This window comes from Paraburkholderia hospita (genome assembly GCF_002902965.1).
In the GTDB taxonomy this organism is placed as follows: Bacteria; Pseudomonadota; Gammaproteobacteria; order Burkholderiales; family Burkholderiaceae; genus Paraburkholderia; species Paraburkholderia hospita.
Window position 1 is genome coordinate 425,295 of record NZ_CP026105.1, and the last position, 22,998, is coordinate 448,292.

Annotated in this window: 22 protein-coding genes; 10 read left to right on the plus strand and 12 right to left on the minus strand. The window is 61.2% G+C overall.

The features are described from left to right. Positions 1–41: 41 nt before the first annotated feature. The 6 genes from C2L64_RS01885 to C2L64_RS01910 all read left to right on the plus strand — a co-directional run bounded on the left by C2L64_RS01885 (position 42) and on the right by C2L64_RS01910 (position 7,354). Positions 42–1,229 (plus strand): MFS transporter, encoded by a 1,188-nt coding sequence (locus C2L64_RS01885; protein ID WP_007579716.1) that lies wholly within the window; start codon positions 42–44, stop codon positions 1,227–1,229. A gap of 138 nt (positions 1,230–1,367) precedes the next feature. Then, positions 1,368–1,910, plus strand: a complete 543-nt coding sequence (locus C2L64_RS01890) for a single-stranded DNA-binding protein (protein WP_007579717.1) — start codon at positions 1,368–1,370, stop codon at positions 1,908–1,910. A gap of 127 nt (positions 1,911–2,037) precedes the next feature. Beyond that, on the plus strand, positions 2,038–3,312 hold the full coding sequence (locus C2L64_RS01895; protein WP_090834981.1) for a tyrosine-type recombinase/integrase: 1,275 nt from the start codon (positions 2,038–2,040) through the stop codon (positions 3,310–3,312). Then, a complete protein-coding gene (locus C2L64_RS01900) occupies positions 3,299–4,855 on the plus strand; it encodes a site-specific integrase (RefSeq protein WP_244144484.1) in 1,557 nt (518 codons plus the stop codon). Before C2L64_RS01895 ends, C2L64_RS01900 begins: the two co-directional genes overlap by 14 nt. Continuing rightward, a complete protein-coding gene (locus C2L64_RS01905; protein WP_244144485.1) occupies positions 4,848–6,887 on the plus strand; it encodes an integrase in 2,040 nt (679 codons plus the stop codon). The genes C2L64_RS01900 and C2L64_RS01905 overlap by 8 nt, the downstream gene beginning before the upstream one ends. Next, complete coding sequence (locus C2L64_RS01910; protein WP_090834984.1) at positions 6,884–7,354, plus strand: hypothetical protein; 471 nt, start codon at positions 6,884–6,886, stop codon at positions 7,352–7,354. The genes C2L64_RS01905 and C2L64_RS01910 overlap by 4 nt, the downstream gene beginning before the upstream one ends. Positions 7,355–7,757: 403 nt before the next feature. Here the strand turns inward: C2L64_RS01910 and C2L64_RS01915 are convergent, their stop codons facing one another. Next, positions 7,758–8,501 carry an SDR family oxidoreductase gene (locus C2L64_RS01915; RefSeq protein WP_007579718.1) on the minus strand — a complete coding sequence of 248 codons (744 nt, stop codon included), beginning with the start codon at positions 8,499–8,501 and terminating at the stop codon, positions 7,758–7,760. Between the two features lie 135 nt (positions 8,502–8,636). Here C2L64_RS01915 and C2L64_RS01920 point away from each other — a divergent pair, with 135 nt between their 5' ends. Beyond that, complete coding sequence (locus C2L64_RS01920; protein WP_007743395.1) at positions 8,637–9,542, plus strand: LysR family transcriptional regulator; 906 nt, start codon at positions 8,637–8,639, stop codon at positions 9,540–9,542. 18 nt (positions 9,543–9,560) lie between these two features. Here the strand turns inward: C2L64_RS01920 and C2L64_RS01925 are convergent, their stop codons facing one another. Then, complete coding sequence (locus tag C2L64_RS01925; protein WP_007743396.1) at positions 9,561–10,385, minus strand: bestrophin-like domain; 825 nt, start codon at positions 10,383–10,385, stop codon at positions 9,561–9,563. Positions 10,386–10,720: 335 nt separating this feature from the next. Here C2L64_RS01925 and C2L64_RS01930 point away from each other — a divergent pair, with 335 nt between their 5' ends. Continuing rightward, positions 10,721–12,370: a methyl-accepting chemotaxis protein gene (locus C2L64_RS01930; RefSeq protein WP_079498048.1), complete on the plus strand. Its 1,650-nt coding sequence runs from the start codon at positions 10,721–10,723 to the stop codon at positions 12,368–12,370. Positions 12,371–12,411: 41 nt separating this feature from the next. Here C2L64_RS01930 and C2L64_RS54020 read toward each other — a convergent pair whose 3' ends face one another. The 10 genes from C2L64_RS54020 to C2L64_RS01980 all read right to left on the minus strand — a co-directional run bounded on the left by C2L64_RS54020 (position 12,412) and on the right by C2L64_RS01980 (position 20,959). Next, a complete protein-coding gene (locus C2L64_RS54020; protein ID WP_167449571.1) occupies positions 12,412–12,633 on the minus strand; it encodes a hypothetical protein in 222 nt (73 codons plus the stop codon). Positions 12,634–12,865: 232 nt separating this feature from the next. Next, a complete protein-coding gene (locus tag C2L64_RS01940) occupies positions 12,866–13,483 on the minus strand; it encodes a type VI secretion system amidase effector protein Tae4 (RefSeq protein ID WP_090834986.1) in 618 nt (205 codons plus the stop codon). Next, positions 13,483–14,022, minus strand: coding sequence for a PAAR domain-containing protein (locus C2L64_RS01945; RefSeq protein ID WP_090834989.1), 540 nt, complete (start codon positions 14,020–14,022; stop codon positions 13,483–13,485). Before C2L64_RS01945 ends, C2L64_RS01940 begins: the two co-directional genes overlap by 1 nt. Positions 14,023–14,391: 369 nt before the next feature. Beyond that, positions 14,392–15,204 (minus strand): c-type cytochrome, encoded by an 813-nt coding sequence (locus C2L64_RS01950; RefSeq protein ID WP_007579725.1) that lies wholly within the window; start codon positions 15,202–15,204, stop codon positions 14,392–14,394. Beyond that, positions 15,201–16,826 (minus strand): b(o/a)3-type cytochrome-c oxidase subunit 1, encoded by a 1,626-nt coding sequence (locus C2L64_RS01955; protein ID WP_007743403.1) that lies wholly within the window; start codon positions 16,824–16,826, stop codon positions 15,201–15,203. Before C2L64_RS01955 ends, C2L64_RS01950 begins: the two co-directional genes overlap by 4 nt. Next, positions 16,813–17,385 carry a cupredoxin domain-containing protein gene (locus C2L64_RS01960; protein ID WP_007579727.1) on the minus strand — a complete coding sequence of 191 codons (573 nt, stop codon included), beginning with the start codon at positions 17,383–17,385 and terminating at the stop codon, positions 16,813–16,815. The genes C2L64_RS01955 and C2L64_RS01960 overlap by 14 nt, the downstream gene beginning before the upstream one ends. Positions 17,386–17,387: 2 nt before the next feature. Then, complete coding sequence (locus C2L64_RS01965) at positions 17,388–17,570, minus strand: hypothetical protein (RefSeq protein ID WP_007579728.1); 183 nt, start codon at positions 17,568–17,570, stop codon at positions 17,388–17,390. 42 nt (positions 17,571–17,612) lie between these two features. Next, a complete protein-coding gene (locus tag C2L64_RS01970) occupies positions 17,613–18,968 on the minus strand; it encodes a c-type cytochrome (protein WP_007743404.1) in 1,356 nt (451 codons plus the stop codon). Further along, the gene (locus C2L64_RS01975; protein WP_090834992.1) at positions 18,965–19,678 is read right to left on the minus strand and encodes a c-type cytochrome; all 714 of its coding nucleotides are present in this window, start codon (positions 19,676–19,678) and stop codon (positions 18,965–18,967) included. The genes C2L64_RS01970 and C2L64_RS01975 overlap by 4 nt, the downstream gene beginning before the upstream one ends. A gap of 387 nt (positions 19,679–20,065) precedes the next feature. After that, a complete protein-coding gene (locus C2L64_RS01980; protein ID WP_090834994.1) occupies positions 20,066–20,959 on the minus strand; it encodes a LysR family transcriptional regulator in 894 nt (297 codons plus the stop codon). A 116-nt stretch (positions 20,960–21,075) separates the two neighbouring features. Between C2L64_RS01980 and C2L64_RS01985 the strand changes: the two genes are divergently transcribed. Both C2L64_RS01985 and C2L64_RS53040 read left to right on the plus strand, forming a co-directional pair. Further along, positions 21,076–22,359 (plus strand): MFS transporter, encoded by a 1,284-nt coding sequence (locus C2L64_RS01985; protein WP_090834996.1) that lies wholly within the window; start codon positions 21,076–21,078, stop codon positions 22,357–22,359. A 42-nt stretch (positions 22,360–22,401) separates the two neighbouring features. After that, entirely contained in the window at positions 22,402–22,596 is a 195-nt protein-coding gene (locus C2L64_RS53040) for a hypothetical protein (RefSeq protein WP_143055679.1), read from the plus strand. The last annotated feature ends 402 nt before the right edge of the window (positions 22,597–22,998 follow it).

A 22,998-nucleotide genomic window follows, 5' to 3' on the forward strand; every position in this document is an offset into this window, starting at 1 on the left:
CCACGCGATTTCGCTGTCCGTTCATTCAATAACCGTTCCCGATGTCCAATCCGTCCGCCACCTCCACACGCATGAGCGCGCCCGAGTTGCGCGCGACCGTGTCGCTTGCCGCGATCTTCGCGTTGCGCATGCTGGGTCTCTTCATGATCATGCCCGTCTTCTCGATCTACGCGAAGACGATTCCGGGCGGCGACAACGTGTTGCTGGTCGGCATTGCGCTTGGCGCGTACGGCGTGACGCAATCGCTGCTGTACATCTTCTACGGCTGGGTTTCCGACATGATCGGCCGCAAGCCGGTCATCGCAATGGGTTTGCTGATCTTCGCGCTGGGCAGTTTCGTCGCCGCGTCCGCGCACGATATGACGTGGATCATCGTCGGCCGCGTGATCCAGGGGATGGGCGCGGTGTCGTCGGCGGTGATCGCGTTCATCGCGGATCTGACGGCCGAAGAGCATCGCACGAAGGCGATGGCGATGGTGGGCGGCTCGATCGGCGTGTCGTTTGCGGTGGCGATCGTCGGCGCGCCGATTGTGTTCCACTACCTCGGCATGAGCGGCCTGTTCACGCTGGTCGGCATTTTCTCGATTCTCGCGATCGGTGTGGTGCTGTGGATCGTTCCCGATGCGCCGAAGCCCGTGCATGTGCCCGCGCCGTTCCACGAAGTCCTGCACAACAAGGAACTGCTGCGTCTGAACTTCGGCGTGCTGGTGCTACATGCCACGCAGACCGCGCTGTTCCTCGTCGTGCCGCGCATTCTGGAAGCGGGCGGCCTGCCCGTTTCGTCGCACTGGAAGATTTACCTGCCCGTGATGGGCCTGGCGTTCGTGATGATGGTCCCGGCGATCATCGCCGCGGAAAAGCGCGGCAAGATGAAGCCGGTGCTGCTGGGTGCGATTGGTCTTATCCTGATCGGACAGTTACTTCTCGGCATCGCACCGCATACCATTCTGACTGTGGCAGCGATTCTGTTCGTCTACTTTCTCGGCTTCAATATTCTCGAGGCTTCGCAGCCTTCGCTGGTGTCGAAGCTGGCGCCGGGCACCCGCAAGGGCGCGGCGGCCGGCGTCTACAACACCACGCAGTCGATCGGCCTTGCAATGGGCGGTGTGATCGGCGGCTGGCTTTTGAAAGTGGATGGACAGAGCGCCGTGTTTTTTGCATGCTCAGGGCTTGTCGCTTGCTGGCTTATAATCGCGGCCAGCATGAAACAGCCGCCACGCAAGGCATAGAGCTTTTACGGCACGAATTTACAAGGCGGCGGTCAATCGGGGCGCAGCGGCGCGCTTTCCGTTCACTGACACAGGCGGCCGGGGCGCGAAGCGCCATCGGCGCCGCGTCGCCGGCAACGGAATCAACAGGAGAAACTCATGGCATCCGTGAACAAGGTCATTCTCGTCGGCAATCTGGGTTCCGATCCGGAAGTTCGTTATCTTCCGAGCGGCGACGCAGTGGCGAACATTCGCCTTGCCACGACCGATCGCTACAAGGACAAGCAGTCGGGTGAATTCAAGGAAATGACGGAATGGCACCGCATTTCGTTCTTCGGGCGCCTTGCTGAAATTGTGTCGGAATACCTGAAGAAGGGCTCCGCGGTGTATATCGAAGGCCGCATCCGCACGCGCAAGTATCAGGCGCAGGACGGCACCGACCGTTACTCGACGGAAATCGTCGCTGAACAGATGCAGATGCTGGGTGGCCGCGGCGGCGCGGGCGGCGCCGGTGGTGGCGATGACGGCGGTTATAGCCGTGGTGAGTCGATGGAGCGCGGCGGTGGCGGTGGTGGCCGCATGTCGGGCGGTGGCGGCGGTGGTGCTGGCCGTGCGTCGGGCGGCGGTGGCGGCGGTCAGAGCCGTCCGAGCGCGCCGGCCGGCGGCGGGTTCGATGAGATGGATGACGATATTCCGTTCTGACGGGTACTTTTAGGAAAGTGTAGTTATCTCGCCCGTAACCCTTGTGGTTGCGGGCTTTTTTATTATTTACATTTTTTATGTGGCCTTGTATCGTGCTGCGAACCGGGCACTTTAAAAATGTAAATAAATGGCCGAACGCTACACCGTCAGGAACACCGTTTTTGAGTCAGGCGAGCGCTTCCCGCTGCTGGTAGACGTCCGCACTGGCGTGCCGTTGTTCGACCCCACGGTCTTCGTCCTCAGTGAGTTCCGGGCGCGCAATCGGGCGAGCGCCACCATTGAGCAGGTGCTGCGCGCGCTGAAGGTGTTCCTGCTTTTCTGCGACCAGCATCGAATCGACTTGGCCAGGCGCATGCTGGAAGGACAACTGCTGGAACTGGGCGAACTCGATGCACTCGTGCAACTGTGCCGTCTTCCGATGTCGGATATCGAGGCGCAGGTCGATGCGTGTACGACCGCGTCCGGGCGAGCGGCCGTTTCCATCGAAAGCTACCGGGCTAGGGCGAACAGAAGCCTTCCAGAAGTCGCTGGCGATTCCGCTGGTGTGCGGATACGGTACATCCGGCAGTTCATTGGCTGGCTAGCCGACCGGCGTTTGCTGAGTCTGAGCGCCCGCCATCCCTCGCGCGCGGTACTTCTCAATGCCAGGGACATTCTGGTCGCCGGCTTGGCTGCTCGAATTCCGACAGGCAAAAGCCGCAACAAAACGCATAGCCGCAGGGCGCTCGACGACGCCGCACAGGAACGTCTCTGGCAAGTTGTCGATATCAATTCGCCGGAGAATCCGTGGCAAGGCCGGCACGCCAGAGTGCGCAACGAACTCATCGTGCGCTGGTTCATGGGCCTTGGCGTTCGGCGCGGTGAACTACTTGGCGTAAAGGTCAACGACGTGAACTTCCGGGCGAACGAAGTGTTTATCGCCCGACGCGCCGATGACCCCAGCGACCCGCGCGTTCATCAGCCCAATGCCAAGACGGCCGACCGTCTTCTACCTATCAGTGACGATTTGGCGCGTCGGACGCGGCATTACATTCTGGAGGAACGACGCCGCTTCCCCGAAGCACGGAGGCATGCGTTTCTGTTCGTGGCCAACGGTGGAGCGCCGCTCTCGTTGCGAGGGCTGAACAAGATATTCAGCGTGCTCAGCGCAAAGCATCCTGAGCTGATGGGTGTCTTCCCGCACCTGTTCCGCCACACGAATAACTACAACTTCTCGAAGAACGCTGACGAGCAGGGCATGGACCCGGAAAAGGAAAAGAAGACCCGGTCGCACCTGATGGGCTGGTCGGAGACGTCGGGCACGGCCGAAACCTATACCCGACGGGAAATCGAGCGGAAGGCGCGCGTGGCCTCGCTGCAACTGCAGAACAAGATGGTGAAACCACACAATGAGAACGAGTAACGGTGTTGATTTGCCGGTCGTTGTGCCATATGCCGGTACCCTGCCAGTCAGTGTTAAGACTCGTGGGGGCGCAATATTCGACCCCCGTGACGACGAGTGGGCACTGCGAGAGCCCACCTTCAGCGCAAAACTCCAATTCGGCACATTGCCTGAACTCGGAAGCCACTTCGAGTTGGCGTTCCGGTCGACACTCGTTTGGTACGCTCAGAATCAGTCGCTGCCACATTTGAGGAACATGTTCTATCGGGCGCGCCATCTGTTTGGATTTGTCGCCGAAACGAGCAAAGCCCCTCTGGTCGCGATTTCAAGTGTGGACCTCCTGAACTACAGGTCGCATATTGGACCGGATAATGAATGGTATTTGGGTACCGTCTCAGGCTTCTTGAAGCGTTGGCGGCTGCTTGGTTATACCGGCGTCACATCAGATGCCGACATGCTCTTGGACCAGATTCGGCTGAAAGGTAACCCTAAGGGAGTAGACGTAGCCACGTTGGACCCTGTGAATGGGCCGTTCACGGCACTGGAACTGGAGGCGCTGCAAACGGCACTCAACGCCGCCTATGCCCAGCGTGACGTCGGCATGGAAGCGTATGTGTTGTGCTGGCTGCTGATGATGCTGGGTCAGCGGCCGACGCAGTACGCGGCGTTGAAAGTCCGCGATGTTGTTGTTGTTCATGAAAAGGACGGCTCAACGACTTATTCACTCCGGATGCCAAGGGCGAAGAGGCGTGACAGTGACGCGCGAGGCGAATTCAGGGACCGCGTGCTGACTCCCGAGATTGGGGCGCTGGTAGCCAGACATGCTCACGAGGTCCAGACGCGTTTCGCCGGCTTGCTCGAGGCCCCCCTGGACGCCCCGCTGTTTCCCGGAGAGAAAGTGGACGGAGCGATTGCTGGGTTTGACTATCACCAGACATCTGGTCAAATCGGGAGAAAGATTAATTCGGTGATGAGGGTGCTCGAGGTCATCTCGGAGCGCACCGGTGACATCATCCATATCGGGCCAAAGAGGTTTCGCCAGACGGTAGGCACTCGTGCAGCCGAAGAAGGCCATGGCGAGCTGGTGATAGCCGAGCTGCTCGACCATTCCGACACGCAAAACGTCGGCGTGTACGTACAGTCTACGCCGGCTATTGTTGAACGCATCGACCGCGCAGTCGCGATGCAGCTCGCTCCGCTCGCGCAGGCGTTTGCCGGCAAGCTCATCAACGGTCCGTCCGAGGCCACGAGGAGCGACGACCCGGCGAGCCAGATACGGGCACCCGGGGTAACCGGCAAATTCGAGGCGATATCCAGCTGTGGCAAACACGGCTTCTGCGGGTTCCTGAAACCTATCGCTTGCTACACCTGCAACAGTTTTGAACCGTGGCTCGATGGCCCGCATGAGACGGTCTTGGAGTATCTAATTGCAGAGCGGGAGCGTTTGATGGCGGCCGGCGATGCGCGAATCGCGTCAATTAACGACCGTACCATCCTGGCTGTTGCCGAGGTCGTACAGCTCTGCGAGGCTGCTCGCGATGAAAGGAGCGCGTCCAATGACTAACCTCGTTACGTTTGTGCCGCAGGCCGACCTCGATGCGCAGGCCAATCTGGCGGCCCTCATCGACCTGTGCAGGACCAAGCTCACGATATTCGGCCAGTCGCTCGACTTTGAGGCTGACTCCTGGGACGTGTCCGACACAATCAAGCTTGCAGGAAAGGTTAAGACGCTGCGGCTGGTATTCAGCGACCTCGATACGTGCAACAACCCGGTGCGCGTCATGATGCGCGAACCGTTCAAGTCCTTCGCGAAGTCCTACATGCGATACCAGCATGGCATGAACCCGACGCACGACGTAGGAAAGCGCATCCTTGCCCTCAGGGCACTCGAAGCTGCACTACTGGAGACTGGAACAGCAGACCCGGTGCGGATTAATAGTCACGTTCTAAACCGCGCTGCTCAGCGTCTCGGTGAGCGAACCGCACCGACCACCGCATACAGGACCGCCGGTCAACTCGAAAAAATCGCCAACTTCCTGTGCGACAACTGTTTGACCGCTATACCAACCCGATGGCGGAATCCCCTGAAGCGGCCCAGCGATGCGGTCAGGGTTGGCAAGGAGGCTGACCAGCGCCGGTTGGCCAAGATGCCGAGCCAGGCGGCGCTTGACGCGCTCCCAAATGTCTTCCGGATGGCTACTGCACCGGCAGACGTCCTTGTCTCGTCGTTCACCGCAATACTCTGCTCGGCTCCGGACCGTATCAGCGAACTGCTATGCCTTCCGGTCGATTGCGAAGTGCGGCAGAAACGTGAGGGCTCCGATGAAGATGCCTACGGTCTGAGATGGTGGCCTGCGAAGGGGGCCCCGCCAATGGTCAAGTGGATTATTCCGTCGATGGGTGGCGTCGTCGAGGAGGCGGTCAGCAAAATCCGCAAGCTCACCGATGAGGCGCGTGAAGTTGCCCACTGGTACGAAAAGAACCCGGACCAACTTTACCTGCCTGAAGATATTGAGCACTTCCGAACGAGAGAATGGCTCAGTATGGCCGACATTGCAGAAATCGTCTTTGCTGACCCGACGGACGAGAGTTCGCCACGCGGATGGTGCGAAACCAACCGAGTCCCCAGGCATTCTATGGGTGGGAAGAACTACGTCCGTTTCTCCGATGTGCAGACCGCGGTGATTCGACGACTGCCTCGGGGATTTCCCGTCGCTGATGAGAAAACGGGCCTTAAATACAGTGACGCGCTCTTCGTGATTCAGCGCAATGCGCTGCACGCGTCGCGAGGGCGCATCCGCTGCGTCATTGAAAGGCTGACGGATTCGCATATTCACCCTCGATTAGGCGCTGGGGCGACCAAGGGTATCCAGTCCATCTTCGACCGTTGCGGCTTCTACGAGCCGGACGGCAGTCCGATTCGCGTCCATACTCATCAATTCCGCCACTACCTGAACACACTCGCGCAGGCTGGTGGTCTGAGCCAGCTTGACATAGCCAAGTGGTCCGGCCGGAAGGACGTGCGGCAGAACCGCTACTACGACCATGAGACGCCCGAGGCCGTCGTCGCGCGCATCCGGACTGCAGTCGGCGACGACACGCGTATGTTTGGTCCGCTGGCCACTGGACACCGCGCAGTATTCATCACCCGGGACGAATTCGCTCGGCTGAAGGTGCCGACGGCACACACGACGGACTTCGGCTACTGCATCCATGACTATGTGATGTCGCCGTGCCAGATGCACCGAGATTGCCTCAACTGCGGCGAACAGGTTTGCGTGAAGGGCGAGTCGGATAAGGAAAATCGCATCCGACAGGCCCATGCCGAGGCGACGCGGTTGCTGGCGATGGCGGAGCAGGCGGACGCCGAGGGTGAACTTGGCGCGGGCGAATGGGCCGAGCACCATCGGGTGCAACTCGCCCGGATAACGGCGCTGCTCGACATTCTGGATGACCCCTTTGTTCCGCTCGGTGCCGTCATCCAGTTGATGCCTGCAGACATTCCGTCCCGGCTTGAGCAGGCGGCGCAAGCGCGTGCATTGCTGCCGTCGCGCGCAGGTGGAGACTCCGCACCGACATTTGAGGAGGCAGCATGACCCGGGTCAGAGAGAAGAACCTTGATGACTCGGTCGTCGCCAAAATTGTAGAAGTGCTTGATGGCTGGAGCGGCAGGTTGACCTGGGAAGCGCTTATCGAAGCAGTCGAGAGGCGCGAGGGCCTTAGATACACGCGGCAGGCGCTTCACCGTCACGAGCGAATCCGGCTGGCCTTTGCGGTGCGGAAGAAGGCCCTGTCGGGAGAGGATGCACAGCCCCGGGAGGCAACGTCGCCGGAGTTGCAAGTCGCCTTGGACCGGGTAGCCAGGCTGGAAGCGGAAAACCGGCGGCTTGTGGCCGAGAACAATGCCCTGCTGGAGCAGTTTGCTCGCTGGGCCTACAACGCCCACACTCGAAACCTGACCAACGAGTTCTTGAACAATCCACTTCCTGCCGTGGACCGTGAACAAAGCAAGCAGTCGCGCTCGACACGGAAGCCAACGGTGGCCAGCAAGACTCCTCGATGAGAGGGGCCGGTCATTGCAGCATAGGAGTCTGTGGATAACTTGTCGCTGCGCTCCCCCACGCCCCCCTGAAAAGCGGTTGAGAGATATCGCTGACCGAAAAGCGAAGAAACAAAGCAAGAGCCCGGCTACGCCGGGCTGACCAAAAACGTAACTAAAAAACCTGTAGCTCGCGAATTTATGTACATCTGCTATGACTCTGTAGCAATGAAGGCATTATTCATAAAGGACTTCAGGCGCTATTTACATTAAAAAGTGCCCAGAACCGTTCTAATCCGTCCCAGACCGCAAGCGTCGACGAACGAACACAAAAACACCCCGCCATCGAGCGGGGTGTTTTTTTACATGCCGACGTTCCGGCCGAATCGCAAAGGCAAATTACGTGTAAAGCGCCAGGCGCCGGGCCTCAAGCCACCCCGCCATTCGCCCGCAAAACCTGCCCATTTACCCACGCGCCATCCGTCCCTGCGAGAAACGCGACCACGGAAGCAATATCCTCCGGCTGTCCCAAACGTTGCAGCGGCGGCATCTTCGCGAACGTCTGAATCTGCTCTTCCGTCTTGCCGTCCAGGAACAGCGAAGTCGCCACCGGCCCCGGCGCCACGGCATTGACCGTGATGTTCCGCCCACGCAGTTCCTTCGCGAACACGTGCGTGAACGATTCGACGGCCGCCTTGGTCGCGTTGTAGATCGCGTAGCCCGGCATGTTCAACGCGAGTGTCGTGCTCGAAAAGTTGACGATGCGTCCGCCGTTGTTCATCCGCGTCGCTGCTTCGCGCAGCGTGTTGAACGTGCCGCGGACGTTGATATCGAAGGTTTGCGCGAAGAGTGCGTCGCTGGTTTCGGCGAGCGGCACCGTCTTCAGGATGCCCGCGTTGTTGACGAGCACGTCGACCTTGCCGAGCTGCTGTTCCGTCGCTTCGAACATGCGGCGCACGTCGTCGGCGTTCGAGACGTCCGCTTTCACCGCAATCGCCGCTGCGCCCTGCGCCTTCAATTCGGCGACGAGCGCATCCGCTTCCTTCGAGCTTGCCGCGTAGTTCACGACGACCGCAAACCCGTCGCTGGCGAGCCGACGCGCGATTGCCGCGCCGATACCCCGCGACGCGCCCGTGACGATCGCAACCTGTGCATTCTTGACGTTGTTCATGATCCGATTCCTTGAAGTGGTGAGTGGGTGAGAAGGATGATCGGATATCTCGACGCAGAGATAATCAGCCGAAAGTTGGTATCATCATTCCATTCACTTCAATAATTGCGCGGAAGCCAGCCGCCGCGCACCGCCATGGACCGTTTTCAGGAAATGCAGGTGTTCGTCCGCATCGCCGAGCGGCAGAGCTTCACGCGTGCCGCGGACGATCTGCAGATTCCGCGCGCCACCGTCACGAACCTGATGAAGCGGATGGAGCAACGGCTCGGCACGCGGCTGCTCGAACGCACGACGCGCACCGTGCGCCTCACGCACGACGGCGAAGCGTACTACCGCCGCTGCGTACGTCTGCTTGCGGACATGGAAGAAGCGGAAGGTTCGTTTCGCGACGCCGCGCCAAAAGGTCTGCTGCGCGTGAATCTGCAAGGCACGCTCGCGCGGCATTTCATCGTGCCCGCGCTGCCGGATTTTCTGGCGCGCTATCCGGGCATCGAGTTGCATATCGGCGAAGACGACCGCCTGGTCGATCTGGTGCGCGAGGGTGTCGATTGCGTGCTGCGCGCGGGGAATCTGCAGGATTCGTCGATGGTCGGGCGGCGCGTTGCGCGGCTCGAACAGGTGACGGTCGCGAGCCCGGCGTATCTGGACCGGCACGGCGTACCCGGCGATCTCGCCGCGCTCACCACGCATCGCGCCGTCAATTACATGTCGAGCGCGACGGGCAACGCGCTGCCGCTCGAATTCACCGTCGATGAACGCATCGTCGAGGTGAATCTGGAGGCGGTCGTTTCCGTGACGGGCACCGATCTGTACACGGGTGCGTCCGTCGCTGGGCTCGGTCTCGTGCAGGTGCCGCGCTATCGCGTGGAAAGCGAACTCGCCGCGGGCAGCCTCGTTGTCGTGCTGGCGCAATTCCCGCCGCCGCCGATGCCCGTCACCGTGCTCTATCCGCAAAGCCGTCAGTTGTCGTCGCGCGTGCGGGTGTTCGCACAATGGCTGCGCGAGATCTTCGACGCGGCGGGCGGGCTGAAGGTCGGCTGAAGGTCGGCCGATAACCGGCTAGTGGTCGCCTGAGGGTCGCGCTAAAGCGCGGTCGAGATGCGCGAGCGCATCGCGCATCGGCAGGCTGGAGGACACGATCGGGCCCGTCAGCGGCGTGTCGAGATCGACGATCACAAACACGGCCGATGCAATCGACACCGCGCCCAGCATGATCATCACGAGCGCCAGCGCATTGCGAGGCGCGACGATGCCGAAGCATAGAAAGATGATCATCAGCCAGAAGGTGAGCGTGGTGAGAAAGGGCTTCGAGATCGAGCTATGCGCTTCTTCGATCAACGTCCAGCGCGCCTGGATCACGCGCTCGAAACGCGCGATGCATTCCGCCTGCGTGTGCTGCTGGTAGCTGTCGATGGGCTGCAGCTTGCGCACTGCGACGAACGATTCGTTCAGCATTTCGCCGAGCCCGATGCCTTCGAGCTTGTCGTGGTTCAGATCGCTCTTGAACCTTGGATAATCGCCCGACGGCGGGTTCTCCCCGGGCCACGTCGCGGCGATCGCCGCAGCGGTGTACGAGCGCAGCAGCGTGCGCGGGTATTGCGCCTCGGGACCGTACTGGCGCAGCGCCATGTCGAGCTGGATCAGCTCGGCGGCATAAGAGCGGAAGTCGTTGCCGACGGTATCGAAGCTGCTTTTCGCGGATGCCGTGAGCAAGCCCAGCACCAGCGCCGCGAACGTCACGAGCATCGTCATCACGAGCTGGATCAGCTGAAGCGTCTCGTGCCTGCGATGCTCTTCAGGCAGATAAGCCTTGCCGAAAAAGCCGACGCCTGTTCCCGCCAGAAGCAGGGCGAACACCACGAGCGCTGACAAGGTCTCTTGCATGAGCATGGTCCGCGTAGCCGTCGCTTCGCTACTGTCCAACAACTTCGAAGCGCGGGCAAGTGTCGATCGGAATCGTTAAATCACGTACGCCAAACCCAAATAGCGAGAAGAAATATTTAGCAAGGCGACGAATGTCTATGCGCCAGATCAATTCGCGAGCGTTTCAGCCGAAAGCGACCTTACAAGCCATAAAGTTTTCTTCGAATCAGCCGTAACTGAGTGGTGCGTTTGCTTAACTTTTAATCGGGTTGCGGACCTTGCCGATGGGCCTGGGCGCAGCAAGCTTGCCGTGGAAACGGAAGATTCCCGTCAGGCGGCCATAGGAGACATGCTTCATGTTGAAAGGTCTTTCGATTCGCGCATACCTCACGTTGATGGTCGTGCTGTTCGGCGTGGTATTGCTGATCGGCGCGGCGGCGGGGCTGTTATCGCTGCGTGAGAGCAATGCGTCGCTGCAACAGATGTACACCGTCGATACGCCCGCCGTGGCGGATCTCGAAGGCAGCGCTGGCCAGCTACTGCGTCTGCGTCTCGCATTGGCAACCTACTCCTCGCTGATCGAACTGAACGATCAGGAAGGCGCCGACGCCGTGCTGAAGCGTTTCGATACGTACCAGAAGGTGTCGAATGAACGCCTCGCGCATTACATCAGCAAGGCCAGCAACGACGCCGACGAACAGCGTCTCATCAAGGATATGCAGGACAAGCGCGATGCATTCCTGCACGAAGGCGCCGAGCCTGCGCTCGCCGCGCTCAAGTCCGGCGACAAGGCGGCCTTCCAGCAACTTCAGGCGCACAAGCTGTCGCCGCTTTACAGCGCGTATGAAAAGGCGATGCTGACGCTCGAAAAACTGCAGCTCGATCACGCCGAGCAACGGTACCAGGAAGCACAGCAACTGTTCTACACGATCAGTGTCGCGGTCGCGATCGGCATGGCGGCTACGCTGATTTTCGCGTGGCTCGGACGCATGATGATGGTCCGCGCAATCGTGCATCCCGTCGATGCCACCATCGATCAGTTCCAACGCATCGCGAACGGCGACCTGACGGGCCGTATCGACAACGTTAGCGACAACGAAATGGGACGTCTCGCGGCCGCGCTGCGCAAGATGCAGGAGTCGCTGATCGCGACGGTGAACACCGTGCGTCACGGCACTGATTCGATCGATACGGGCGTGAGCGAAATCGCCGCAGGCAATACGAACCTGTCGCAACGCACGGAAGAGCAGGCCGCGTCGCTGGAAGAAACGGCGGCGAGCATCGAGGAGCTCACGTCGACCGTCAAGCAGACGGCCGACAACGCCAAGCAGGCGAGTTCGCTCGCGCAGGGCGCATCGACGCTCGCAGCGCAGGGCGGCGATCTCACGCAGCAGGTGGTCGGCACGATGCAGAAGATCGTCGACGACTCGCGGCGTATCGCGGATATCGTCGGCGTGATCGAAGGCATCGCGTTTCAGACCAACATTCTCGCGTTGAACGCGGCTGTCGAGGCGGCGCGCGCAGGCGAGCAGGGCCGCGGCTTTGCGGTGGTGGCGAGCGAAGTGCGCTCGCTTGCGCAGCGTAGCGCGGCAGCGGCGAAGGAGATCAAAGGTCTGATCGGCGAATCGAACGAGCGCGTGACGGCGGGCGCGGACCTCGTGCAGCGCTCAGGTTCGACGATGACGGATATCGTCGATGCAATCGCGCGTGTCAGCGCGATCATGAGCGAGATCGCCGAGGCCGCGACTGAGCAGAGCACGGGCATCGATCAGGTGAATCTCGCCGTCGCGCAGATGGATGAAGTGACGCAGCAGAACGCGGCGCTCGTCGAGCAGGCGGCGGCAGCGGCAAGTTCGCTCGAAGAGCAGGCGCGCCGGCTGACGACAGCGGTGGCCGTGTTCAGGACGGATAGCGGACAGGCGTCGGCGTCGCGGGGTGCTGCGCGCCGTGTTGTGTCGCAGAAGCAGGGAGTGGCGATGCAGATGGAGGCGGTGGAAGCGGTTTGATGCACAGCGCAGTTCGTACCTCATGCATCGCGCGATTGATGTTAGCGATTCAGGCTGGAGCGCCAACGAAGGATGTTCGTGGGCATCGAAAGATCGATCCACGCCATATGAAAAAGCCGCGCGGGAGCGCGGCTTTTTCGCTTCCAGGAAGCAATTTTCAGATGTGAAAGACGCGCATCGCGACGAACGTCGAGAGCCAATGCACGACTATCGCTATCGCAATGCATTTTGCTACGAGTGGAAAGTTGCTGCGTCTTGCGCATAGCAAATATCCTAGCCCTGCGAAGAGAACCGGCGGGGCAAGCAGATATAAGGCGAACTCGGCAAACACTTGCGTCGTGATAGGGCAAGTGTCTAATCCGCCCCCGCACTCACCAGCGCGCGGGATACATAGCCGGGCATACGCGTCACACAACCGGGTATCGATTGAGGACCACGCAAAGACACTGAGCAAGCCTATGAAAGCAAACCCGAAGGTCCCGAGGAATCGGTGCATTATTTGATTTGCCAAAACAGAATCTGCTTCGCGTTCCGAAGGTCGGACCAGCCGAAATCCGTTCCCGGAAAGAAGGACTGTCCGCCAAAATAGCGGCTAATCGTTGCAACGGCATCCGGCGCGCTGCTAATTGTCAGGCGTGCTCCATTCCAGAGGTCGATGTGGCCGCCGCTTGCATTGGAAGTCGTTTCACCTGCGCGCGTCCAATAACGGGAAAACTCAACGATACCCGTGCGCCCTTTCACCTTCGATTCCCAATCTGAGCCAGTAATATCTTCGGCCTTTGGAAGTCCCGCAAACGGCTGCAACTTCAGCCATTCTCCCAATTCGTCGGCGCGAGTGGCCGTGGCTTTGCCGTCGAGGATAGTCCGCCCGATTGATGGTCGATCCGACACAGGCCGGACGAGTTTTTCCGAAAACGACTTCATCTCGATGCCGACACGATGAAACATCACACTCATGCGGATTGCGCACTGATCCTTGTACGCTGAATTGTTGTAAGGATTTCCCGATGGATAGTTGTCCCACAACTCCTGGAAGGTGACCACGCGTAGCTGCACGTCCTTGATGGAACCCGGTGTGGAATTCGTCCTGACAATGGTTCTGCTGTTCGGCATTATTCAATTCCTTGTTCTCTAGCCAGCGCTTCGTCGCCCCAGTAGATGTGATAGTCCGCCTCAGTGTTGGTCGCAACGCGTGGCAGGTCGCCACCTTCGGCGACGCGGCCCGAGAAAGCTCTCCCGTCTGCCGTTTCGATGAAGTAGGGGTAGAAATCGAGCGCCATGCGGGCGACGGCATGAACCTGTTCATCACACGTGGTCGAGTTTGTTGGCGCCGTGAACGAGGTATTGCTTGTCGTCGTTGCGTCGGCGCCGCTCGTGTACAGAAGCGAGGAAGCTCCACTGGCAAGTACATGGTTTTTCCCACATGGACACAGTACCCGGTCCATATGCTTCACCATCGGCTTCCCGTTTTCCATCCAGTCCCGGGCGCTGCCCAGGATCGGAAACAGTCCTTTGCAATTCCCGCACGTTGCCCGGTCGTGATACAGAGCGAATGCTTGTCCGTTGTCTGCATACCATGTTGACGAACCGCCCATGACGCGGCCTTTGGTCGTCGTCGTGTCGCCTTTTGCGACGAGTCTCGACGTTGTCATGCGACCTCCCGAGATTTCCTGCGCGTATCGGCGGACGCACTGACTCTCGGAGCTACGAGAATAATTTTGTTGTACTTGTTTCTACGCATCGATTTGTCTCCACGTAGGCCAAATAGCCACGGATGAAGTGGTCTAACGAGGATAACCGGCGCTTGCCCCTGATTATGTAAAAGAAAGTCAAGAGTTCGGGCTCGACGTCGAGTTGGCGCACATGAATGCGGCGGGCATGAATTCCCGTCAGTCTGGTGAAGTAGTGTTGGCTATGCCTTGAGATCGCGCCCCCGTGCATTCGGTCGGTTCGTATAAAAACGCAAAACGGCGGTGCAAGCCTTCAGGCTTGCACCGCCGTTTGTCTTCCAGCGTCACGCTCTAAGGCTGCCTTTCAGCGTAATACTTCGCGACCCCGTCGATCTCCTCAGGCGTCATATTCCGCGCGACGTTGCGCATCTGTTCGTTGATGTCGTTATGCCGGTCGCCATCCGCGAATGCGCGCAGTTGCGCCGCCATATACACCGACGATTGCCCGCCAAGCCATGGCGCGGCGCCCTTGCGGTCACGATCGCCATGACAGGCCGCGCAAGGCGCGATGTTGCGCATCGGCGAGCCTTCGTTGACGAACTTGCGGATGGTCGCGTCTTCGGTCGTGGCCTGTTCGACGGCGGCGGGGCGCGGCAGCGTCGAATAGTAATTCGCGAGATCGTGCAGATCGCGGTCGTTCAACTGCGCGATGATGGGCGGCATAATCGCGTTCGCGCGCTGGCCGCTCTGGTAGTCGCGCAATTGCTTATAGACCACGTCCGCATATTGCCCCGCGAGCACGGGCGCTGTGACCTGGATCAGGCTTTCGACGCCATGACACATCGAGCAGTTCTGCGCGAGCGTCGCGCCACGTCCGATCGACTCGGCGCTGGGACGCGTGCGGCCCCACGGCGGCAGAGGCGGCAGCACGAGCACGTTGCTCGGCGCGGGGCCGGCGACGTTGTCGCTTTGCGTGAACCACGTCGACGGCGCGCCCGCTGCGCTGCAGATCGTCGCCCATAAGCCGCGCTGCGTGAAGTCGGGATGCTTCGACGGCAGCCAGATAAAGCCGATCAGAGCCGCCACGATCGCAATCGCGATCACGCCGCCGACGCTGGTCGTGAACCATCGGTTGCTGAAGCTGAAGACGCGTTCTTCGCTCATGACCGCGCTCCCACCGATACGGCCGGCACCGAAGTCTGCTGCAAGCCGAGTAGTTGCGCGATGGGTACGCTGTAGTTGACGATCGTCAGTCCGATCATCAGCGCGACCCACAGGCCAAAGCTGTTCAACGCAGCGGGCACGCGTTCGACGGGATGCACGGGTGCGCTGAAGCGGAACTGCTTCGGCTGCTCGATAACGCCGAACTGCGCCTTCGCGAGAATGTAGAGAAACAGGAACCCGGAGATCACCAGAATCAACCCGCCGAATGCCGACACGGCAACCCAGACAGCTTGCGGCGCAATCGCGGGATTGCTGTAGTCGTAGTACGCCATGCGGCGCGGCGCGCCCAGCAAACCGACGTAGTGCCACGGCAGCGTGACGACCATCATGCCGATGAACCACAGCCACAACTGCCAGCGGATCAGCCGCAGTGAGCCGATCGCGCGGCCCGTCAGTTGCGGCCACAACTCATACGCGATCGCGAAGTACATGATGACGATGGCGCCGCCGAAGATCAGATGGAAGTGCCCCGTGACCCACTGCGTGTTGTGGATGGTCTCGTTCAGCTGATAGCTCATGTTGATGAGCCCGCCCGCGCCGCCGAAGCCGAGCATGATGAACGAGAACGCGATGACGAGCATCATCGGGTTGTCCCACGGCAACGCCTTCAGCCAGCCGAATGCGCCCTTGCCGCCGCGCAGCCGCCCGGCAATTTCCACCGATGCACAGATCGTGAACACGGTGAGCAGCGTCGGCACCGACACCATGCCCGTGAACACCGCGTGAACGAACTTGAAGCCCGCACCGACCTGCGGATCGGCGAACAGGTGGTGAATGCCGATCGGCATCGCGAACACGAGGAACAGGATGAACGACACGCGCGCCATCGAATCGCTGTAGAGCCTGCCGCCAATCGCGCGCGGCACCAGCGTGTAGTACGCGATATACGACGGCACCAGCCAGAAATAGACGATCGCGTGCAGCGTCCACGAGAACAGCACGCGCGCGAGGCCCGCGTCGATGGTCGATTTCAGGCCGAGCGCGACGGGCAGAATCTGGAACAGGATTTCGAGCGCGGCGCCCACGGCCGTCCATGCCCACAGATACGCGCCCGCCACGTTCGCGTACATCGCGAGCGGCACCGGTTTGCCGGGATTTGCGCGCTTCCAGACGTGCAGGTTGACGCCCATCAGCGCGACCCAGATCCACGAGCCGACCACCACGAGCACGACGCCGAGGTAATAGAACGGGCTGCCGATCATCGGCGGATAGAACGTGAAGAGCACCGACGCCTGGCCGGCCGCAACGGGCACCATCGCCATCACCGCGCCGACCACGAGCAGGATGAACCCGGCCCACGCCCACTTCAGGCCGACGAGCACCTGTTGCAGCGCCAGTTCGACGATCGCATAGCCGAAGCCCATTGCGACGAGCGTGGGCAGTACGTAGGCCATGACTGTGCCGTGCGCCGTCACCGAGCGGTAGTACAGCTCCGGGTCACCGATCCACGGATGCAGCGGACTGCGCACGAGCATCTGCCATGCGCCCAGCAGCAGCGCGATTCCGAACGCGATGAACGCGAGCCAGAAATGCGCGAGAACGAGTCGCTTAGCGTGAAACACAGCTGAGCCTCCGATGTTGTTTTGCCTGTTCGAAGAAGGCAGCCTTGTCGATCACCTTCACGTGCGCCCACATCGTCTGATGGCCAAAGCCGCAGAACTCGTGGCAGGGCATCAGGTGATCGGCGGGTTTGTCGAAGGAGGAGGAAAACGTCGCGACGTAGCCGGGCACGACCATCGAGTTGATGTTCGTGTCCGTGACGAGCAGGCCGTGCACGACGTCGGCGCTCGTCGTGCGGAAGGTGACGTCGGTGCCGGCGGGCACCAGCAGGCACTGCGGCGTGAACGAGTATTGCTGCGCGATGAAGCGCACAACGACGGTCCCGTCGGGATCGACGCCCGTGCCAAGATTGCTTTCGACGAACTCACCCGACATCTGCAGCCGCGACGGGTCAACGGTTTCGACGCGCGATGGCGGCATCATGGCCTGGTGCAGCCCGGAGTACACGACGACCACGAGCATGAACAGAACGATCGCGATGACGAAGTAGGCCCAGCGCTTTTCGGAGCGCTCGGCGACGCCATGGCCGTTATCCGGGGAATGGGAAGGTTGGGTCGACATGATCAGTGAATGACGCCGCGCGGCAGAAACACGAAAAAGTAGAAGCCGATCCAGATCGCCAGCACCACCACGGCCGCGACGCCCGCGACCGCGATCGCGCCGTGCGGACCTTGCGCGACGATGCGTTCGACTTCGTCGTCCGAAGCGTTGCCGTAGTGGTCGCCGGAGTGATCGTTAGGGTCCATCTGTCATATCTCCGAGGACAGGGTTCATGCAAATGATGTGGGCTAGTGCAGCGGCGCCTTGCGCAGTTCGTTGACCTGCTTCGCCGTCACGGGCAAACCGTGGTTGCCCCACGCAGTGCGGATGTACGTGACGACGGCGGCGAGATCGTTGTCGTTCAGTTCCTGCGCAAAGGGCGGCATGCCATACGGCTCGGGATTGCGCCGCGTGCCGGGCGGGAAGCCGCCGTTCAGCACGATGCGAATCGGGTTGACGGCCGAGTCCATTTCGATCGACTGATTGTGCGCCAGCGGCGGATAGTGCTGCAGATGGCCTTCGCCGTGCTCGCCATGACAGGTCGCGCACTTCTGCATGTAGATGCGCTGGCCGTTCTCGAACACGGCCGGCTTCACAGTCGCCGACGGGCCCGTCTTGCGGCCGGGATCGTTGTCGGGCAGCGTCTTCAGATAGACGGCCATTGCCTTCACGTCGTCGTCGGTCATGTATTGCAGGCTGTGATACGTGACTTCGGCCATCGGGCCGTAGACCGCCCCGCGATCCGAGATGCCCGCCTGCAACAGATCGACGATGTCCTTGATGCTCCAGTCACCGAGACCGCCGTCCTTGTCGGACGTGAGCGACGGCGCGTACCAGTTCTGCACCGGGATCAGGCCGCCCGCGAACTGCTCGCTCTTCGACGAGCCGCCGAGCAGATTGATCTTTGTGTGGCACATCGAACAGTGGCCGAGTCCTTCCACCAGATACGCGCCGCGATTCCATTCGACCGAACGGCTCGGGTTCGGCTGGTACTCGCCTTCGCGGAAATACAGCGAGCGCCAGCCGATCAGCAGCTCGCGCTGATTGAACGGGAAGCGCAGTTCCAGCTTGCGGCTCGGTTGATGCACGGGTTCCACTGACTGCAGATACGCGAAGATCGCGTTGGAGTCTTCGCGCGTGACTTTGGTGTAGGCCGCAATCGGCATCACGGGATAGATCAGCTTGCCGTCGGGACTTTTGCCCGTGCGCATCATCTTGAAGAACTCGTCGGCTGTCCATTTGCCGATGCCGTACTCCTTGTCGGAGCTGATGTTCGGCGTGAAGAACGTGCCGAACGGCGTCTCCATCGCGAGGCCGCCGCCAAACGTCTTGCCGCGCGGCGCCGTGTGGCAGGCGACGCAGTCGCCCGCGCGCGCAAGATACTCGCCGCGCTTGACGATCTCGGGGCGAGTGTCTGGGCCCGCAGGCGCCGTGGTTTCTGCTGCATGCGCGGTGGCGACGAGCGGCGAGCGCGGCGCGAGCGCGACGAGCGTGAACATGGCGCCCACGGCGAGCGACACGGTGATGCGGCGCGCGACACGCGCGGCGCGTGGCAGGCGATACACGGAGCTGATCGACAAGGAGCTAAAGGAGAGAGTCTTCATTCCGGTTGGCTCCCACATGCGAGCGGCAGCTTGCCGGGCAATCGCGGCACGGGACGCGGATCGGCGGGACGCGGCTGGCGCGCGAGCCAGCTCGATACGGCGGTGATGTCCTTGTCGCTCAGCTTCACGGCGATGGTGTGCATGCAGTCGGGCGCGACCGCGTGACGCGTGCCCGAGCGCCACGTACCCATCTGTCCGGCGATATAGCTCGCATGCAGACCGAGCAGCCCGGGGATGCCCGGTTGCTGTCCCGTCAACCGCTCGCCATGACAGGCGGCGCATGCCGGAATGCCGCGCTTCGTGTCGCCTTGCATGACGACCTGCTTGCCGTAATCGAGCGTCGCTTGCGGCACCGGGTTGGTGTCGGGATTCGGATACGGTGGCTGCAGATCGGCGAAATACTGGCTGATCTTGCGCAGGTACTCGTCGGGGAGAAACGCGAGCAGATAACCCATCGGCGGATAGGTGCGGCCGCCGTCGCGAAATGCCGTCAACTGGTTGAACAGATACTCGGCGGGCTTGCCCGCGATACGCGGAAAGTAATCGTTGTTGCGCCCCTGGCCCTGCGCGCCGTGACAGGTCGTGCAGGCGTGCATTTTCTCGTCCATCGCCGACGGCGTGGGCGCGTCGTTCGACGCCGCGAATGACGCTCGCGCGCAAAGGGCGCACAGCAGCAAAAGGATCGAAGAGCCGATGGTTCTGCGATGCACGACTGGCCTCGTAGGGAAATAGGGTTTGTAGGTATCGTTGTGTTGCACCCTTGGGAAGAGACGCATTGCGCTCTTCTCTTTTGCTTCTCTACCGCGGCCGCATCAGCGACCCATGACATGCGAATGATTGCTGCTCTTACATGCGCGATGCGCGGCGCCGACAGTCTAGTCAAGTCCGCAAAAGCATGCAGATGAGGGTACGGATTGACGCGCGCGCATGCTTCGCGCTTGCCTTCGATCAGGCAAACGCATTGATACATTAAGGCATCACGATGACGGTGACGTTGCAATCATCATAGATGGCAATTGGTCGCGTTTCAACGCAGCAAAAACAGTTGCAGTAATTGTCGTGTCAACTAAGCACTTGTGCAGATACTGCAATCGCATTCACGCGAGCAGGCGCATGAACGCTTCGCGCGCATCGCTGACGCGTGCGCTTTCGCCGGGACGTCCGGGCAGCAGATGAAATTCGACGGCTGGCAACTGAGGGAGGCCGATCGTCGGCGGACACGGCACCATGCCCGAGCCGATCGACGATTCATTCAGACACGAGATGCCGAGCCCCGCCTTCAACGCCAGTTGAAGACCCGCCATGCCCGATGCCGAATGCGAGACGAGATACGACACCTTGTTCTCGTCGAGCAACCTGACGACGAAGCGCTGCAGCTGACAAGTGGACGGCAGCAGCACGAGATGGAAAGGCGCGGCGACGTGTCGCGGATCGGCGTCGGCGGACATGGCCCACACCAGCTTCTCGCGCCGCACGACGGTGCTCGCCTCGTGCGGCCTGTTGGATGCCGCGCGCTTCGTGTCCGGCGCGACGATGCGCAGCGACAGGCCGATATCGAACGTGGTGTCGTTTTCGACGCTGCTGTCGATCACCGCGCTCGGCAGCACGGTCACATGCAGACGCAGCCGCGGATGCTGCTCCGAGAATATTTTCAGCACGCGCGCGACGTCGTGCGGCCGGTAGTAGTCGGTGATCGCGATGCGCAGTTCGCCGTCGAGCGAGCGGCCTTGCAGATCTTCGAATGCCGCTTCGCTCATCGCCAGAATGCGGCGCGCATGGTCGAGCAGCTTCGCGCCTGCGGGCGTCGGGGTGACGCCCTGCTTGCCGCGCAGGAACAGCGGCTGGCCCGCGCGCTCTTCGAGCTTCTTCAACTGCTCGCTCGCCGACGACTGCGACAGGAACACGCGTTCCGCGCCCGCCGACACGCTGCCCGCTTCCGCGACGGCAACGAAGGTGCGCAACTGTGCAAGGTCGAACGCACGCTGGATCATGTTTCGGATTCTCCGATGGATGACATCCTATTTTCCCGCTTTTCCGATTGATCGTCCAATCCTACGATAGCCGTCAACCGATACAACTGGAGGCGATCGTGGGACAGGGATCTGGAATGGGCGGCAATCACCGCTGGAAGGTGCTGGGCGTCGGCTTTGCCGCGAACGCGAGCTTCTCGGCCGCTTTTTCGGGCATTCCGACGACGGCGATTTTTCTGCGCAACGGCTATCACATCGGCAACGGCGGGCTGGGCCTCGTGCTCGGCATGCTGGGGCTCGGCATTGCCATCAGCGAATTGCCGTGGGGATTGCTCACCGACCGTTGGGGTGACCGGCGCGTGCTGCTGCTCGGCCTTCTGACGACGGCGGCCGCGCTTACCGCGATGGCAGGCTTCGTGGTGCCGAACGGCGCCGATGCGCCGGGCATCGTGCCGCTCGCGCTCGGATTGCTGGCTGTCGGGCTGCTGGGCGGCAGCGTCAACGGATCGAGCGGGCGCGCGGTGATGGCGTGGTTTCGCGAAGGCGAGCGCGGCCTCGCGATGAGCATCCGGCAGACGGCCGTGCCCGCAGGCGGCGGGTTGGGCGCGCTGGCGTTGCCGTCGCTTGCCGCGCATTTCGGCTTTGTGGCCGTGTATGGCGTGCTCGCCGTGCTGTGCACGGTGACCGCGTGGTTCGCGTGGTGCTGGCTGCACGAGCCGCCCGTAGCGGCTGCGTCGGGCGGGCAGCATGCAGCTGGCGGCGAGCTCGCTGCTTCGCCTGCCGAGCCTGCCGCGCCCGCCACGCCCCATTCGCCGCTGCGCGATGCCGGCGTGTGGCGTGTCGCGCTGGGCATCGGCGTGCTGTGCGTGCCGCAACTGGCCGTCGTGACGTTCGCGACGGTCTTTCTGCACGACTTCGGCCATGCAGGCGTGTTGGAGATCAGCGGGACAATGGTCGCCGTGCAGGCGGGCGCCGCCGTCGCGCGCGTGTGGAGCGGGCGCTGGACGGACCGGCACGGCAACCGGCGCCAGTACATGCGCGCCTGCAGCGTGCTGACGGCGCTGCTGTTCGCGACGCTCGCGTTGATTGCCGCGGGCGCCAACGGCGCGCACGGCGCGATCGCGGTCGTGCTGGCGGCGATGGTGGTGCTCGGCGGCGTGAGCGCGTCCGCATGGCACGGCGTCGCCTACACGGAACTTGCGACGCTCGCGGGCACGCGCCGCGCGGGTACCGCGCTGGCGATGGGCAACACGTGCGCGTTCATGACCCTGTTCGTCACACCGCTTGCCATTCCGCCGCTGCTCGCGGCGACCTCGTGGCCGGCCGTGTGGGCAATCGCGAGCGTGTGCGCGCTGATTGCGCTGCCCGTCTTCCCGCGGCCCGTGCGCACGGCGCGGTATGCGTCGAGAGCCAGGGCGTGATCGCGTCGACACTTTTTTGAACATCTCTGTTGGCGTCCGGTCATGAGCCGGACGCCTTTTTTTATTTTGGTGTTATTTCTTCAAGGTGAAATTAATCGAATTCACCCTATGGCTGGAAATCGATGTGATGCGTCTGATATTTCCGTCATGAAAGTAGGAATTATTTTAGAGGTTGATTTTTATGGGTTTCGGTTTCTAAGCGGGTTCTTCTCTCAAGAGCATATTGCACGACAGTGACTCTGTGGCGTACCTCGTATTCACTGCAAATCTAAGATGCATTGGCGCGATTTTGCGAGAGCGGGCCCAGTGCGCCGACTGCCTCTGCGCGCCAGCATCCTGCCCGTTGTGGTTTCCTAACATGCCTTTGGAAATTTCGGAAATAGTGCGATGAAAATGGTTAAGCACTATCTCAATGGAAGTGTCTGAAATCGGTAATTACTCAACGAAACTTGTAGTTTGTCTTTGAATCGGCCATTGATTCGGAACTCTCTGATATTCCATTTTTGCCGCAAATGTTTTGATTCATATTGTCGGAACATGATTCGTTATATGTCGCGAGCGTTGTCGTAAAGCGGACTCGTTTCGACGTTGCTGCGAAATGAGCGTTTCGACATCGACAAACACAAACCAATAACAAGG